The sequence below is a fragment of the Clostridium neonatale genome (assembly GCF_900465025.1).
GTDB classification, from domain to species: domain Bacteria; phylum Bacillota; class Clostridia; order Clostridiales; family Clostridiaceae; genus Clostridium; species Clostridium neonatale.
Genome location: NZ_UICR01000002.1, coordinates 1 through 17064, shown reverse-complemented (window position 1 = coordinate 17064; position 17064 = coordinate 1). Strand labels below are relative to the sequence as shown.

The window sequence follows — 17064 nt, the reverse complement described above, 5'->3', positions numbered from 1 at the left end:
AATAAAAAAGATTTGGTGGTTAATTACCTACCAAATCTTTTTTATTATGTAGTAAATTTGTTCTTAAATATTAAAAACAATAATATAAATAAATACGTATAGTAATGCAAGGGAGAAGAATATGAAAGCAATTGTAGATATATTTTCTGGATTTTTAGGTTCAGGAAAAACAATGCTTATAAAAAAATTATTAAATGAAAATGCTTATGGAAAAAATACAGTAATAATAGAAAATGAGTTTGGTGAAGTGTCTATTGATGGAGCAATATTAAAGGAAAGTAATTTGAAGATTAAGGAAATAAATGCAGGGTGTATATGTTGTCAGGTATCAGGTGATTTTGGAGATTCAGTACTTGAGGTTATGAGAAAATATGATCCAGAAAATATAATAATTGAACCATCTGGAGTTGCAAAATTAAGTGAGATTTTAAAAATATTAGAGCAGATTAAATTTATAGATAAAATTCAAATACGTAATATATTCACTTTAATTGATGTTAATAATTATAATATATATTTAGAAAATTTTAAGGAGTTTTATTTAGATCAGATAGAAAATGCTAATAAAATTGTTATAAGCAGGACGCAGCTTGTAGATAAAAGAACAGTTGATGAAGTAAATTTAAGTCTACAAAGATTAAATAGAAATGCTATCATTTTTTCAGATTCTTGGAATAATTTAAAAAAAGAAGATTTTATGAAAAAATTAAAAATAAATGAAAACGTGAAAAAATTAAATTTAAGCAATAAAAGCAATATAAAAGCATTTAGAAAAGAATTTAAGAGAAATCATAATGCAGATGAATTATTTGAAAGTTATCCAATTCATATAGATAAATTTATAAGTACAAAAGAGCTGGAACATAAATTTAATTTTATTTCCAGTAATAACAAATATGGGAACATTATAAGAGCCAAGGGAATAATAAAAGATAAATCAGGATTATATTATCAATTTGACTACGTTCCAAATGAATTTAAAATAAGAGAAATAAAATGGTCAAACAAAAAAGTTATTTCAATTATAGGAAGTGAATTAAATAAAAAGGAGCTTTTAAATTTATTTAATTAACAAAGGGAGGGCTGTATTTAGCAATGAAGATAAATGTTGAGATTGTAACAGGCTTTTTAGGTTCTGGAAAAACAATTTTTTTAAACTCACTTATAAGTGAAACGCAAGTTGAGGATGAGAAAGTATTAGTATTCCAATTTGAAAAAGGTAAGACTTATATAAATGGAAATAATGATATAAATTATCCTATCAAAGTGATTTATATAAAAGAGCTAAAAGATTTTAGGGAAAGCATATTATATGAAATAGATAGATACAAGCCCAACAGAATATTAATAGAATATAATGGAACAGCTGATATAAATTATATTTTAAGAATTATAAATAAGAAAGTATATAGGCAGTATATGAAAGTTTCAACTATATATTTTATAGGTGATTCTACTAATTTAAAAGAGTATATAGATAATTTAGGTAATTTTATAATTCCTTTTATAAAAAATGCAAACATGGTTGTGTTAAATAACACAGATAAGCTTAACAAAGGTCAAATAGAAGAATATATTCAAAAAATAAAAAGCTTGAATTCAAACTCATATATTTTAAATGTAAATAATAAATATACAATGAAACAAAATTTAAGAGAAGCTAATGTGCTTGATACAGGAATAATAAAAAAAATAAAAGTAAAAATGAAAAACTATTGGAGTAGATAAGAATGAGGTAAGTATATGAAAAATAGAAAGTGTTTTTTTTCTACATTTATATTGGCTTTGTTTATAGTTATCTTTCATATTATAAGTAAAACCAATATAAATTTTAAATTCAATGACATAGGTGACTTTTCAACAATATTTATAAGTATAATGATAGATGCAATACCATTTGTAATCCTTGGATCTTTTGTATCAGCTATAATTCAAATATATATTTCAGAAGATAATATAAAAAGAATTATACCTAAAAATGAAATATTAGGATATTTTGAAATGGCTCTTATAGGATTTATTTTTCCTATATGTGAATGTGCTATAGTACCCATAGGAAGAAGGCTAATAAAGAAAGGGCTTCCAGTAGGACTTGGGGTAACATTTATGCTTGCAGTACCAATAGTTAATCCTATAGTTATATTATCTACATATTATGCATTTTATGATATGCATGAAATGGTACTTTTACGTACTGTAGGAGGATTCTGTGTTGCAATATTAATAGGTGTAATAATAGATAAAATTCAGGATAAAGATAAAGTAATATTATCTAATTATATGGAAAATGATATTTTATGCAATTGTGGATGCAATAATTTATCTTATGGAAATGAAAGCAAAATAAAGTTAATAATAAACCATACAAGCAGAGAGTTTTTAGATATTACTAAATATTTAATATTTGGAGCTTTAATATCAAGTGGATTTCAAATAATAACAAATCATGCTGATTTTACATCTATATCAAATAATAAGATAATGACTATATTATTTATGATGTTTCTTGGATTTAGCTTATCACTTTGTTCAGAGGCAGATGCATTTGTTGGAAAGTCATTAATATATTCAAATTCATTAAGTGGACTAGCTGGTTTTTTAATTCTTGGACCTATGCTTGATTTAAAAAACTTAATAATATTATATGGAAGCTTTAGAAAAAATTTCGTTTTTAAATTGTCACTTGTAACCATAAGCTGTGTTTTCTTAATCTGTTTATTATTTATGATATGTGGTTTTTAAAAAATAGTATGGGAGGAACTAAATTTTGCGAAGATTCAATTTTGGAGAGTTAATATATTTTTTAACTCTTTGTTTTTTAGATATATTTTTGATATATATTATGTTAACGAATAAAGTGGATTTTTATGTGGGAAAAAAGATGATTATATATGTATTTTTTGCTATCATAATGATTTCACTTATGATGATCTTTCAATTCCCTAGAATATTTACTACAAAAAGCTCAGAAAATATATTAATAAAAAGCCTTCCGCTTATTTTAACTTTAGTACTTGGAATGATTTCTTTAAATAATGCAGGAAATTTTAAACATATTTTGTTAAATGATAAAATAGCAAATACTAATCATGAGCATAAGTATAATGTTGATGAATTTATAAAACTCATAAATGACAGGACTATAGTAATAAATGAAGAAAATGCTGTTATTTTAGAGGAAATATCTATGAATCCTAAAAAGTATTTAGGATATAAAATAATAACAGATGGTTTTGTGTGTAAAGAGAATTACTTATCTAATAATCAATTTATTTTAGGAAAAATAGTCATGAATTGCTGCAGAGCAGATGCGGAAGTATTTGCAATAGCAGCACAATATACTGATATTAAAAGCTTACGTGAAAATCAGCCAATAAAGGTAGAAGGAATTATAGATTCTACACAGATATATGACAAAGGGAAAGAATATACTATACCATTAATAATTGTAAATAAATTAAACTGATATAAAACATATATTAGTGGAAAACTAAAATGAAAAAACAAATGAAGGAGGTAGAAATAATGGATAATAAGAATGCTAATAACAGTTTTATTAATATGGCAAGAGTAGGACATTTTACAAAAAATGCAGTAGAAAATTTTGAGGAAAATATAGTAAATCAGACTAACTATTTAGAAAAAGTCAAAAGTAACAGTAAAAATAATGTTAATTAGTTCCAAATCAATTATTTATTGCTTCTAAAAATATTCCCTCTTTATATGTTAAGTATAAAGAGGGAATATTTTTATGGATAAAGTGATAATTTATGGTAAACTAATATTGTATTTTATAAATTTTATGTAACATAGAACTATAAAAATGCAATATTAGGTGAGGTGCAAAAATGAAAAAATGTTTTAAAGAAAGAATTAAAGCATTTTGGAGTAAGTTTATCCAAGATGAAGCATATATAAGAAAATTAATAGATAATACTGATGAGATAGACAAGGCTTATGATTATATAAATGACTTGTTAAATATTGCCTTTGAAGAAATTTATTTTGAAATAGGTGTAAATGATGAAAAGAAGTACGAACTTATACTAACACCAGAAGGAAGTAGGGAAAAGCTATTTTTATTATATGAATGGTATATACGTTCAAATGAAGAATTAAAAGATAAATGGAATTTTTATTATACGAGGCCGCGTATAAAAGAAGGGGAAAATTTCAATATAAATATGTATGATATTAATCTTATATATGAAGATGTGTATATAATTCCAGAGATAGATTTTGAACAAAAAAGAGTTAATTTAAAAGTGTATTGTGAAAAACTTACTACTTTAAATGAAACTGAAAGGTATAATTTATTTTTTATATTATTGGATATGTATATAAGTGAAATTTACTCTATGGATTTTATAGGTTATATTGATTTTTATGAAAAATCAAAAGATAATATACTAAAAAAATAGAATTAGAACGAAATAATATCTCAAAAGATGAATTTGATATGTTAATTGAAGAAGAAAAAGAAGATGATGCTGGAAATCAATATTTAAATTATGAATTAAATGTAGAAATATTTGAAAAAACAAGTATATCTATGAATAAGCTAAAATCATATATAGATGAAGTAATTAACCAAAATAAGTGGAAGGACTATGAAAATCCATTTGATAGATTTTATAGTTATCATATGCAGCCAAGCACCGAAAGTGATTATGATATGAGAGAAGATGTAATAGCTGGAGCATGCTTAGATATTTCAATTATAAATGAATATTATAATTATTCTGATAAAATGTATAATAGAAATTACGAAAATGGAGTAGTTTATGGTTTTTTATTTTTTGAAAATATAAATATAAATCAAAATGAAGTGATATCAGTCAGAATAAATATAGAAGATGAAATTGTAAGTTTAATAGAAGAACATGGAATAGGAAAACTCATTGGTGGAGCAACAGGATTTTATTATTCTTATATGGACTTTATTATTTTTGATTTTAAAGAATTTTTAAAGATATCTAAAATAGTACTAAATAAATATAATTTTAAAGAAAAAGGATTTAAAAAATTCAAAAGAGAAGATAAAATAATAATGTTTAATTAAAAGTGGAATATTTTATTATGTAGCCACAAGATACTTTTTTTGGTAGAAAGGAGCACATGAATGAATATATTAAAAATGATGAAGAGTGAAAAAGGCTTTAATGAAAAAGAAAAAAGTATAAGTAGATTTTTACTAGAAAATTATGAAAAAATAGTTGATATGCCATCAAGAGAGGTTGGTACATATACTTATACGAGTTCTTCATCAGTAGTACGTTTTTGCCAAAAACTAGGGTGCAAAGGGTATAGTGATTTTAAAGTAAAGTTTTTAAGTGAAGTTAAATCAGCACAACTATTAAATCTAGATGATGAAATAAGCCTTAATGATAAAGATAGTGCAATATCAGTTGTAGAAAAAATAACATCACTTAATAATCAGGTTATAAATGAAACTAAAAATGAATTATCTATAGAAAATATAATAAAAATAACAAATTATATTCTTAAAGCAGAATATATTGATTTTTTTGCTTATGATTTAAATTTATATCTTGCAGAGTATGCATGTAATCAATTTTTTCATTGTGGAAAAATATCAAATGTTTATTCTGCAAGTAATGCTCAGCAGTTGTTAGCTTTAACTGCAAAACAAAATCATCTTGGCATTTTTATTAGTAGAGATGGAGAAAATCCCAAACTTATAGCAGCAGCAAAAACATTAAAGAAATCTAAAGTGAAAACAATAGTTATTACTATGAGAAAAGATAGTACTTTAGCAAGTATATGTGACGAATATGTTCATGCATCATATGCATATAAAATAGAGGAGTTAGGAGCTATAATGTTTTCTACTTCAGTAAAATATATAATTGATATTTTTTTCAGTATGGTATTTGTAAGCCAATATGATAAATCAATGAATCTTAATAAGACATACGATACTTTTTGGTCAAGAGGGAATGTTTAAATGAATATTTGTTTCACAATATAAATAATAGTTTAAGTAATATATGAAGCAACTGACCAATATTGGCAATAGATATTGATATATACATATTTATAATGATAAAATCACATCATAAATAAATTATTTAAAAGTTTTGAAAGGATGGGTTTTTATGAAAGAAAAGAAGTTCCCTGAAGATTTCTTATGGGGAAGTGCTTCAGCAGCATACCAAGTAGAGGGCGCATACTTAGAAGATGGCAAAGGAATGTCGAATTGGGATAAGTTTGTTAGAGTTCCAGGAAAAACATTCAAAGGAACTACTGGAGATGTTGCAGTAGACCATTATCACAGATATAAAGAAGATATTGCTCTTATGTCAGAAATGGGATTAAAGACTTATCGTTTTTCTGTTGCGTGGACTAGAATTTATCCAAATGGTAATGGAGAAGTTAATGAAGATGGATTACAATTCTATGAAAATTTAATTGATGAATGTATTAAATATGGTATTGAACCAATGGTTACAATATATCATTGGGACATGCCACAAGCTTTAGAAGATCAGTATCATGGCTGGGAAAGCAGAAACATAATTGATGATTATGTAAATTATGCAGTTACTTTATTTAAACGTTTTGGAGATAAGGTTAAGTACTGGATTACAATGAATGAACAAAACGTATTTACTGAACATGGATGGCTTAGAGGTTATCACCCACCAGGCAAAGTAAATGATAGAAAAATGTTCTATCAAGTAAATCACCATGCAAACATAGCACATGCTAAGACTGTATTAGAATATAAGAAATTAGGTCTTAATGGAATGATTGGTGCAAGCTTCGCATTTTCACCAAGTTATAGCTTTGACTGCAGTTCAGAGAATGCAATTGCTAAATTAAATTTTGATGAATACCAAAGCTATTGGTGGATGGATGTTTATGCATATGGAAGATATCCAGTTACTGTAATGAAGCAATTAGAAGAACAAGGTATTGCTCCAGTATTTGAAGATGGAGATAAAGAAATACTTTTAGATGCTGCTAAATGCTTAGATTTTATGGGAGTTAACTACTATCAAACTGCTGCAATTAAGCATAATCCACTTGAAGGTGGAGTTGGTATGGGGGAAATGAATACAACTGGTAAAAAAGGAACATCTTCTGAAGATGGTATACCAGGATTATTTAAGAAAACTGAAAATCCATACTTAAGAAAGACTGATTGGGACTGGACTATTGATCCAAGTGGATTAAGATATGCATGTAGAGAAATAACAAGCAGATATTACCTTCCAATTGTTATTTCAGAAAATGGACTTGGAGCTTTTGATAAATTAGAAGAAGGTAATGTAATTCATGATGACTATAGAATTGCCTATCTAAAAGCACACATTGAAGCATTAAAAGAAGCTGTATCAGAAGGATGTGAAGTTTTAGCTTATTGTACATGGTCATGTACAGATTTGTTAAGTTGGTTAAATGGATATCAAAAGAGATATGGATTCATTTATGTAGATAGAGATGAAAATGAAGACTGTTCATTAAACCGTTATAAAAAAGATAGTTACTATTGGTATAAAAATGTTATTGCTACAAATGGAGAAGAACTATAATTTGTAAATCTTCATTTAGATAAAAAACCTTTACCGTAAAAATCATCAGTAATAGGAATGTTACTGATGATTTTTATTATCTCTAAAATAATTATATAAATATTGTGTGTGAAGATGCTATAATTGAGTAGTAGAAAGCAATAATATACGAGGATAAATGAAATTTTTGGATTAAGATGATTTAAAAATACAATTATAAAATTACCCAATAAAGTATAATACAGATTTAAAATAATGTTAAAATTAGATTTAGCATTTTTATTTCAGAAATAGAAACTTAAGAAAGGGAGTTATAACTAATGAATAATAATAATATGATACTAATATGTCCAATTTGTAAAGACAAACTTACTAAATGCATGGAAAAGAAAGTTTATACATGTAAAAATAATCATTCATACGATATAGCAAAACAAGGATATGTTAATCTTATAATAAGCAATCAGAAAAGAAGTAAGAATCCAGGAGATTCTAAAGAAATGGTTTTAGCAAGAGTTGATTTTTTAAATAGAGGATTCTATAAGACTATATGTAATAAAATAAATGAAGTAATATATGAGTACTTAAAAGACATAAAAGAAAAAATAAATATTTTGGATGTTGGATGTGGCGAGGCCTATTATTTAAGCCAATTAAAGAGTTATATGGATAAAAAAGATGTGGAAGGAAATTATTATGGAATGGATGTTTCAAAAGAAGCAGTAAAATATGCAGCTAAGCTCTACAAAGATTGTATATTTGCTGTTGGCAATAACTATCATATTCCAGTGGAAAATGATTCTGTAGACTGTGTACTTTCAGTTTTCAGTCCAATTGATATAGATGAAATTAATAGAGTATTAAAGAAAAATGGTATTTTTATTAGAGTTCTGCCAAGGACTAATCACTTAATTGAGCTTAGAAAAATAATTTATAATGAAGTTAATTTAAATGAGAAAGTATATATAGCTGATGAAAACAAAGATGAATATTTAAGAGAAGAAAATATTAGTTTTAATATGGAATTAAATAAAGAAGAAATACAAAGTCTTTTAAAGATGACTCCACACTATTGGAAGAGTACACCAGAAAATAAAACTAAATTAGAAGAAATTGATTCTTTAAATATTACTGTTGATATGCGCATAGGAATATTTAAAAAGAAATAGCAAATTAATATGGTGTGGAACAATTTTGAACTAAGTATCATATAATGGTCAATTGTCAGGAGAAAATAATAAATAAAGATGATTATAATAAAATATTTTTGTAAAAAATTACTAAAAGTGTTTATAACAAATGATAAATGATATATAATATAAAGTGGGTAAAGTTATTTGGTTTATTAAGGTATAAAGAGAACGGAAGGGTGTAGAATTTTGAACAAGTTTATTATTTTAGAAAGGGTAAAGCCATTTTTAAGTAAAAAAAATACTATAGGAAAAAGCACATTTAAAAGTTTATTTAATGATTTTAGTCAATTAGATTTGATAGAGATAATAAATATATTGGAAGAGAATCGAATTTTTGTTGATATAACAGAATCTATAAGAGCTTAAGAATAGAAAAAGGTAGCCATGAGCTGCCTATTTTTATTGAATTTTATTACGTATAGTACTTTAAATACACTAAAAGTTAATTTTATGTTAGAATTAATTCGGTATTATTATAGCATAAATGAAATTTTAGGAGGAAATCATGAAAAATGTAAAAGCTGTTATATTTGATATGGATGGTGTAATTTTTGATACAGAGAAAGCGTATCTAGATATTTGGACAAATGTATTTGAAACTCATGGATATGCTTTAGATAGAAACATATATATTTCTCTTATGGGAACTGGAAAAGAAAATGTAATGAAAGTTTTTAAAGAAAAATATGGTGAAAATCTACCTATAATTGAGATGTATAAAGAAAAAGATGAAAAGCTTTTAGATAGAGTGAAAAGGAGATTGGTTCCTATAAAGGATGGAGCTTATGAATTGTTAAACTATTTAAAAGAAAATAATTTTAAAATAGCTCTTGCAACATCATCAAGACGAGAAAGATTGGATTTACAAATTAAGATGTTTGATATTTTTGAAATGTTTGATACAATAGTTTGTGGAGAAGACGTAATTAATGGAAAGCCAAATCCAGAGATATTTTTAAAGGCATCAGAAAAGCTTGGGGTAGCTCCAAAAGACTGTATTGTAATTGAAGATTCTTTAGCCGGAATTAAGGGAGCATATGCTGGAGGAATGATTGGATTTCATGTACAAGACCTAAAAATAGCAGATGAAGATATTTTAAGATATTGTAATAAAAATTTCATGAATTTAAAAGAGATAAAAGATTATATAAGTGAAGTATTTAAATAGATTATGTAGTTATACATACAATTCAATACAGTACATCTAAAGAAACTTTTACTAATCCCAAACATAAAAATTTTTAAGTAGTGTACTTTAAAAAAATATTATATAAAAAGTTTATGAATTCTGCATTTCATAAACTTTTTATTTTTGCGGAAACTAAAGTTAAAAAATATATAATAATTTTAAATAAAAGATAATAAAGCATTGACTCATACCTAAGGTATGGGTATAAAATATAATTAATCTATGATAAAGAAAAAATATTAAACAAATCAAAACTAACAAATATCAAAACTAACAAAATTAAATTGATAGGAGAGATGAGAAGTGAAAAAAATACCATTTTCACCACCAGATATAACAGAAGGTGAGATAAATGCCGTTTCAGAAGTACTAAGGTCAGGATGGATAACATCTGGTCCAAGACTAGCTGAATTTGAAGAAAAAATGGCTAACTATTGTGAAGCAAATTATGCACTTGGGTTAAACAGTGCTACAGCGGCAATGGAATTAGTATTAAAAGTCTTTGATATAAAAGAAGGCGATGAAATTATAACAAGTCCATATACATATACAGCTACATCAAGTGTAGGTGTTCATAGAGGCGCTAAAATAGTATATGTAGATGTTAAAAAAGATACATTTGAAATGGATATAGATAAAGTAGCTGAAAAGATAACTAATAAGACAAAAGTAATAATGCCAATTGATATAGCTGGTGTACCTTTTGATTATGACGCTTTAAAGGCAGTATTAAAAGAAAAAAATCGTGAAGATATAATTATCCTTTGTGATTCAGCACATTCATTTGGAGCCAAGTATAAAGGAAAGCATGTTGGGTCACAATGTGATTTTCATTCATTTTCTTTTCATGCAGTAAAAAATTTAACTACAGGTGAAGGCGGTGGACTTACATTTAATGATAATAATTTTAAAGGACATGAGGATCTTTTAAAAATGCTTAGAACAACTGCAATGCATGGACAGACAAAAGATGCTTTAAGCAAATTAAAAGCAGGCGCATGGGAATACGATATAATAAATGATGGACTTAAATGTAACTTGACTGATATAGGTGCAGCAATAGGACTCGTTCAACTTACAAGATATGAAGATATGCTTGAAAAAAGAAGACAAATATTTAAAACTTATACAGATATTTTAAGCAAAGAGGATTTTTCAATTATCCCATTTACAAAAGATGATAATGGTACAGAAACATCATATCATTTATATTTATATAGAGTAAAAGGATTTAAAGAAGAGCAAAGAAATGCACTTATAACAAATTTAGCTGAAAAAGGAATAGCTACAAATGTGCATTATAAACCACTTCCAATGTTAACTTTATATAAAAACCTAGGATATGATATAAAAGATTATCCTAATGCATATGCACAATATGAAAATGAAATAACATTACCAGTGTATAGTACATTATCTCTTGAGGATGCTGAATATATAGCAAAAGAAACAGTTAAAGCAATTAAAGAAATTTTAGCATAAATTTTAAATAAAGAAGAGACTTATTTGAATGTTAAAATGAACTTGTATTAAGGAATTTTTAATATAGATAAGTCTTTTTGTTTTATATAGACATGGATATAAAATTAAACATTTAGTATAATTTAGATGTAGATTTAAGTTTTTGTTAAAGTTAAAGGTAATAATAAGAATAAAATTAGAAAAGAAATGATGTGAAGAAATTAATATAATGAGGTTAAAAATGAAAATTAGTGAGTTTGCTAAAAGATCAGGTGTAACAATAAAAACTCTTCTTCATTATGAAAAAATAGGGTTATTGATACCATCAAGTAGAAATGAAAATGGATACAGAGTATATTTAGAAGAGGATTTTTTAAAATTGCAGCAGATAACTACATTAAAATATATAGGTTTATCTTTAAAAGAAATAAATCACATTATAAATGAGAATAACGAAAATCTAGAAAATATGATATGTATTCAAAAAAAGGCCCTTGAAGAAAAGAAAAAACATATTGAAGAAGTTATAAAAGTATTTGATAAGGCAGAAATGCAGGCCAAAGAAAATGGAAGTTTAGATGCTGATAGTTTAATTAACATAATAAAAATAACTAATATGGAGAGCACAATAAAAGAGCAGTATAATAGTGATAAAAATCTGAATTTAAGAAGTAATCTACATAGCTATAATGTAAATAAAATTGACTGGGATGTTTGGTGCTTTGAGAATATGAAATTTTGTAAAAATGATAAAGTATTAGAGTTAGGATGCGGCAATGGAAAGCTTTGGCTTAAAAATAAAGAAAAAATAGAAACAGATCTAAATATAACTTTATCAGATTTTTCCAAAAGTATGATAAAAAGTGCTAAAAATAATTTGAAGGAAATAAATATGGATTTTCAATATAAAGAAATTAATGCTGAGAAAATTCCATATAAAGATGAAACATTTGATGTAATTATAGCAGAGCATATGATTTATTTTGTTTCTAATATAGAGAAAGCATTGGAAGAAATAAAAAGGGTACTTAAGCCAAATGGGAAGGTCTATATAACTACTAACTCAAAAAATACAATGAATGAGCTAAATGAATTATGTGAAAAATTCGCACCTAATTCAGGGTTAAGTAATAACGGGCTTTCAGAAAGATTTAATTTAGAAGAAGGTGAAAAGCTACTTAAAAAGTATTTTAACAATGTAAGTCTTAACGTACTTGAAGGTAAAATCATTTTAAGTGAATCAGAGCCATTAGTTTCATATAAAGCATCTACCATACAAGGAAAGTCAATTCTTATAGGAAAGAAAAGAATCGAGTTTAAAGATTATCTGGATAATTACATAAAAGAGAATAAACAAATATTGATAACAACTAAAGCAGGAATATTTGAAATAATTAAATAATATTCAAAGATCACATATGTTAAAAGTAATATAAGAATATATGTGGTCTTTATTATTTATCTATTTTATATGCAGAATTATATAATTTATAATTTCATATATGTTAATTTCTCCTTGAAAAGTAATTACGAGATTATTATCAGAAATATTTATATCTTCTATTTTAACTCCTGGAATTTTATCTAAATTTAAAATAATTTCATTATTATTCATATCTACATTAATGATATTATTAGTAGATATTTTACTTAAGATTGTACTCTTACTTATGCTTATAAATCCAATTTTACTTTCATCTAAATGCAAGATGATCTTATTAGAGCCAGAGGCTGGTGTAAAAATCATATGTCCTCTAAATGGAATTTTATGATAATAAGCATTAAATAATATAGTTATTTTATTATTATGTATTTCTGACTTTACACCAGATATAGTTAAATTATTTTTATTTATATTATCTTTGTATTCTTTTAGTACACTCATTAAGATATTATTTAAATCATTTTCGTTAAGAGTGATAGATGTAGAAAAAGAAAGGGCATTAGAAGATAAGTTAAGCTTTGGATTATTTAATTTATCAATTAGATAAGATAAATTTATCTCAGACGATGATGTACTTATAGGAGATAAGTCCTTGTAAGGATAAAATCCCCCAAAATAAGTGGAAATTAAGGATAAACATATGAAAATTATAATTGAAAAAGTAAATATAGATTTATTTTTATTCATTAAAAATCACGCCTTAAAAAATATTTATAAAATTAGGTTTATATTATTGAAATAAAATCATATATATATATAATTGACATAGAAAAAATTAATTATTCATCCGTATAGAGGTAATATTATAATTCTTAATAATTATTATGTAAACTAAACTGTAGAAATAATGAAAACAAAAGTAAATAAGATAACAAAGACACTATGAAAAATCAAAATTTATTTTGAAGCTTATAGTGTCCTTTTTTGTATAAAAAGATAATTTCAGATATAATATATATAAATGGATAAATTTATTGTATAATGTGAACAATATAATATTAAAGTTAATAATTAGATATAGTGAGGAATTAATGAAAAAAAGCTTATTATCATTTTTATATTTTGGAAATAAATCCTTTGAAATAAGTAAACATATAATAGAAGATAAAAATCTCCCAGAGAAATTTGATAACTTTAAAATAATTCATTTATCAGACTTTCATAGTAATTATGATATTAAAGATAAAATAATACAACAAATAAATAAAGAAGAGCCCAATATAGTTGTTATGACAGGAGATATGATTAATAAATATGATAAAAAATCTGACTTTAATATATTTTTAGATTTAGCTCAAAATATAGCAAGTAGATACAAGACATATTTTATATGTGGAAATCATGAGAATAGATTAGATAAAGAAGATTTAAATTATATTTATTTAAAATTGAAAAAGTATAATATTTGTATTCTAAATAATGATCATAAAAAAATATATATAGATAATCAATACATCAATATATACGGAATAAATTTATCTAATGAATTTTATATCATAAATAATGCTAAAAAAATAGATATGTTGAATAATAAAATAGAAGAATCATTAACTAATTTAAATGAAGATCAATATAATATCATACTTATTCATAATCCATTATTTTTTAATGAATATGTTAAATATAATGCTAATATAATCTTTTCAGGTCATGTTCATGGAGGAATGATAAGACTTCCATTAGTTGGAGCATTATTATCACCAGAACGCAAATTTTTTCCTAAATATAATAGCGGAATTTATGAAATTAAAAATAAGTTCATGATTGTAAGTAGAGGACTTGGTCATAGCAGACCAGGAATAAGACTTAAAAATAAGCCAGAGTTAGTAAGTATTACTTTTAGAGGAAAAGAATAAAAAAATCTATAATATTGCTTTAAATTTATGTTGAATAAGTATAAAATAAACTTATAAGTATAAACTAAATTACTAGAAAAGGAAGGATAAAAATGTCAAAGTACAAAGTTGGAGACGAATTAATAATAGTATCAGACCCTAATAAGGAAGCAGACAAACTAAAGGAATTAACTACTTTATCTGTTGATGGTGATTTTGCTCAAATTTCATGGGGAATAAAAATATTAGAAGTTGAATATGATAAGCCATATGTAACTTTAACTTATAGAAATGCTCAAGGAGTAAAAAATAAAGTTTTTGCAGAATGTAAAGATGTTAAAAATTTTGATAAAGAATTAGTTTTAGAAAAAGCATTACTTAAAGCTTTTCAAAATGAAATAATAGACATATCAGTATTTAAAAATAGATAAATTATATAATAAAAAGAATTAATATGATAAAAATTACTCTTTATCATATTAATTCTTTTTATTTATAATATTATTTTTAATACTATAAAATAATATTACAATCCTTTATGGATTTTATAGCTTGTCTTATAACATCAACTGGTAAAACTAAAGCAAATCTTACATAGCCTTCACCAAGAGTACCAAAAGCACTTCCAGGAGTACAAATAACTCCACTTTTTTCCATGAGATCCATGCAGAATTCATATGAAGTTTTGTAATTCTTTGGAATAGGGGCCCAGGCAAACATTGTACCTTTACTATCAGGAACATCCCAGCCGATGTCTCTTAGTCCTGAGCACAAAGCATTTCGTCTTTTTTCATATTCTCTGCAATGTTTTTTTACGCTATCTTGTGGACCATTTAAAGCAGCAATAGCAGCATATTGAATTGGAAGGAATATACCATAGTCTATTTGTGAGCGAAGCATTTTAAAATGATTAATAATTTCTTCATTACCAAGGACAAAAGAAACTCTTGCACCAGTTATATTAAATGATTTTGAAAGAGAATAAAATTCAACTCCAACTTCTTTAGCACCTTTATGAGATAAAAAAGATCCGCCTATATTATCATCATAAATTATATCTGAATATGCATTATCATGAATTATAATTATGTTATATTTTTTAGCAAATTTTATTAATTCATCATAAAAATCTGGTGGAGCAATTGCACATACAGGATTAAGTGGATAGGAAACTACCATAAATTTTGTTTTATATAAAATATCTTCATCTATATTTTTTAGATCTGGAAGGTAATTATTTTCACTTAAAAGAGGATAATGAATGATTTCAGCTCCAGAAAGATAAGGCCCAATTTCGAAAATTGGATAACCAGGATTAGGAACCAATACAATATCTCCTTTATTACAAAGTGATAATCCTATATGTGCTAAGCCTTCTTGTGATCCATATAATGACATGACTTCATTAGAAGATAGATCAACATTAAATCTATTTTTATAATATGTACAGACTGATTCTGTTAATTCAGGCAAATCACATAAGGAATATTTCCAATTATCGGGATTAGAAGCTGAGTTTATAAGAGCATCAATAACATGTTTATCTGGTTTAAAATCTGGTGTTCCAACAGATAGGTTGTACACCTTTTTGCCGTTGGCAATTAGTTTTGATTTTTTATCATTTAAAACATTAAAAATTCCTGTTTGAAAATAAGATAGATTATTAGAAAATTGTAAATTCATATATTCTCCTCCTAAGTAAATTAATAATATATAAAGCATATAAATGAAAAGATAATAAAAATAATCTGCTTTTATTATAACATTGATGTAAATAAATTTACAGAAACATCTTTCATATTAACTCTTTTAATGTTTTTCTTTGCATTATTAGAATTTATATAGTATTATTTATTAATAAATAGAATTAATAAGATACAAAATATATATTATAGGAGGAATAAAAATGGAATTTAACAGTAGACAAGCAAAAATTATAAAAAGTAAACCAAATGGCTATAACATGATTAAAGGAAAAAGTAAATCTGGAAAAACTACTACTATTTTAAATAGAATTCCATTTTTGTTAAAATCATATTGTTTAGCAGAAAATGATAGTATTTTAATGATAGTTCCTTTTGAAGAATCTTTAAAAAAATCAGAAAGAATTTACAATAATATAGAAAGTGAAAAATATTATCAAGAAAGCTTTTTTGAAAAAGATACAAAAAAACATTTTAGAATAAATACAATAGAAAAGCTTGCTTTTGAATATATTAGTGTTAGTAATAAAGAATTTATTAATGAATATAAAATTATAGATGAATTGGAAAAAAAAGAAATTCTTTTAGATATCATAAAAAACATAAAGATAAAAAGATTTGATAAAATAGAGAATATTGATTTTTTGATTCAAGAAATCAAATATATAAAATCTTTTAATTATGATTTAGAAGAATATCAA

The 17064-nt window shown here is 24.9% G+C and carries 19 protein-coding genes; 17 read left to right on the top strand and 2 right to left on the bottom strand.

Annotated features, from left to right (window positions below):
• Positions 1-121 precede the first annotated feature (121 nt).
• The 14 genes from CNEONATNEC86_RS11675 to CNEONATNEC86_RS11615 all read left to right on the top strand — a co-directional run bounded on the left by CNEONATNEC86_RS11675 (position 122) and on the right by CNEONATNEC86_RS11615 (position 12783).
• Entirely contained in the window at positions 122-1072 is a 951-nt protein-coding gene (locus tag CNEONATNEC86_RS11675) for a GTP-binding protein (RefSeq protein ID WP_159116397.1), read from the top strand.
• Between the two features lie 23 nt (positions 1073-1095).
• On the top strand, positions 1096-1728 hold the full coding sequence (locus tag CNEONATNEC86_RS11670) for a GTP-binding protein (RefSeq protein WP_058295139.1): 633 nt from the start codon (positions 1096-1098) through the stop codon (positions 1726-1728).
• Between the two features lie 15 nt (positions 1729-1743).
• Positions 1744-2742, top strand: a complete 999-nt coding sequence (locus CNEONATNEC86_RS11665) for a permease (protein WP_159136082.1) — start codon at positions 1744-1746, stop codon at positions 2740-2742.
• Positions 2743-2869: 127 nt separating this feature from the next.
• Positions 2870-3466: a TIGR03943 family putative permease subunit gene (locus tag CNEONATNEC86_RS11660; RefSeq protein WP_125148161.1), complete on the top strand. Its 597-nt coding sequence runs from the start codon at positions 2870-2872 to the stop codon at positions 3464-3466.
• Positions 3467-3525: 59 nt separating this feature from the next.
• Positions 3526-3678 (top strand): hypothetical protein, encoded by a 153-nt coding sequence (locus CNEONATNEC86_RS21270; protein WP_185738680.1) that lies wholly within the window; start codon positions 3526-3528, stop codon positions 3676-3678.
• Positions 3679-3848: 170 nt separating this feature from the next.
• The gene (locus CNEONATNEC86_RS11655; protein WP_159136081.1) at positions 3849-4421 is read left to right on the top strand and encodes a hypothetical protein; all 573 of its coding nucleotides are present in this window, start codon (positions 3849-3851) and stop codon (positions 4419-4421) included.
• 38 nt (positions 4422-4459) lie between these two features.
• Entirely contained in the window at positions 4460-5062 is a 603-nt protein-coding gene (locus CNEONATNEC86_RS11650; RefSeq protein ID WP_159136080.1) for a hypothetical protein, read from the top strand.
• A 60-nt stretch (positions 5063-5122) separates the two neighbouring features.
• Entirely contained in the window at positions 5123-5968 is an 846-nt protein-coding gene (locus tag CNEONATNEC86_RS11645; RefSeq protein WP_058295143.1) for a MurR/RpiR family transcriptional regulator, read from the top strand.
• Between the two features lie 151 nt (positions 5969-6119).
• A complete protein-coding gene (locus CNEONATNEC86_RS11640) occupies positions 6120-7559 on the top strand; it encodes a glycoside hydrolase family 1 protein (protein WP_125148163.1) in 1440 nt (479 codons plus the stop codon).
• 299 nt (positions 7560-7858) lie between these two features.
• A complete protein-coding gene (locus CNEONATNEC86_RS11635) occupies positions 7859-8707 on the top strand; it encodes a putative RNA methyltransferase (RefSeq protein ID WP_058295145.1) in 849 nt (282 codons plus the stop codon).
• Positions 8708-8917: 210 nt separating this feature from the next.
• Positions 8918-9097 carry a hypothetical protein gene (locus CNEONATNEC86_RS11630; RefSeq protein ID WP_058295146.1) on the top strand — a complete coding sequence of 60 codons (180 nt, stop codon included), beginning with the start codon at positions 8918-8920 and terminating at the stop codon, positions 9095-9097.
• A 139-nt stretch (positions 9098-9236) separates the two neighbouring features.
• On the top strand, positions 9237-9899 hold the full coding sequence (locus tag CNEONATNEC86_RS11625; protein WP_125148164.1) for an HAD family hydrolase: 663 nt from the start codon (positions 9237-9239) through the stop codon (positions 9897-9899).
• Between the two features lie 324 nt (positions 9900-10223).
• Positions 10224-11402 (top strand): DegT/DnrJ/EryC1/StrS family aminotransferase, encoded by a 1179-nt coding sequence (locus CNEONATNEC86_RS11620; RefSeq protein WP_058295148.1) that lies wholly within the window; start codon positions 10224-10226, stop codon positions 11400-11402.
• Between the two features lie 220 nt (positions 11403-11622).
• Positions 11623-12783 carry a MerR family transcriptional regulator gene (locus CNEONATNEC86_RS11615; protein WP_058295149.1) on the top strand — a complete coding sequence of 387 codons (1161 nt, stop codon included), beginning with the start codon at positions 11623-11625 and terminating at the stop codon, positions 12781-12783.
• Positions 12784-12843: 60 nt separating this feature from the next.
• On the opposite strand, the gene CNEONATNEC86_RS11610 is transcribed toward CNEONATNEC86_RS11615, so the two are convergent.
• Complete coding sequence (locus CNEONATNEC86_RS11610) at positions 12844-13512, bottom strand: hypothetical protein (RefSeq protein ID WP_058295150.1); 669 nt, start codon at positions 13510-13512, stop codon at positions 12844-12846.
• Positions 13513-13856: 344 nt separating this feature from the next.
• Here CNEONATNEC86_RS11610 and CNEONATNEC86_RS11605 point away from each other — a divergent pair, with 344 nt between their 5' ends.
• Together CNEONATNEC86_RS11605 and CNEONATNEC86_RS11600 are read left to right on the top strand one after the other, a co-directional pair.
• Positions 13857-14681, top strand: a complete 825-nt coding sequence (locus CNEONATNEC86_RS11605) for a metallophosphoesterase (protein WP_058295151.1) — start codon at positions 13857-13859, stop codon at positions 14679-14681.
• Between the two features lie 92 nt (positions 14682-14773).
• The gene (locus CNEONATNEC86_RS11600) at positions 14774-15091 is read left to right on the top strand and encodes a hypothetical protein (RefSeq protein WP_058295152.1); all 318 of its coding nucleotides are present in this window, start codon (positions 14774-14776) and stop codon (positions 15089-15091) included.
• Between the two features lie 82 nt (positions 15092-15173).
• Here CNEONATNEC86_RS11600 and CNEONATNEC86_RS11595 read toward each other — a convergent pair whose 3' ends face one another.
• A complete protein-coding gene (locus CNEONATNEC86_RS11595; protein WP_058295153.1) occupies positions 15174-16343 on the bottom strand; it encodes an aminotransferase class I/II-fold pyridoxal phosphate-dependent enzyme in 1170 nt (389 codons plus the stop codon).
• Positions 16344-16566: 223 nt separating this feature from the next.
• Here CNEONATNEC86_RS11595 and CNEONATNEC86_RS11590 point away from each other — a divergent pair.
• Positions 16567-17064, top strand: a 498-nt coding sequence (locus CNEONATNEC86_RS11590) for a UvrD-helicase domain-containing protein (protein WP_338149281.1), incomplete at its 3' end; no start/stop codon positions are given.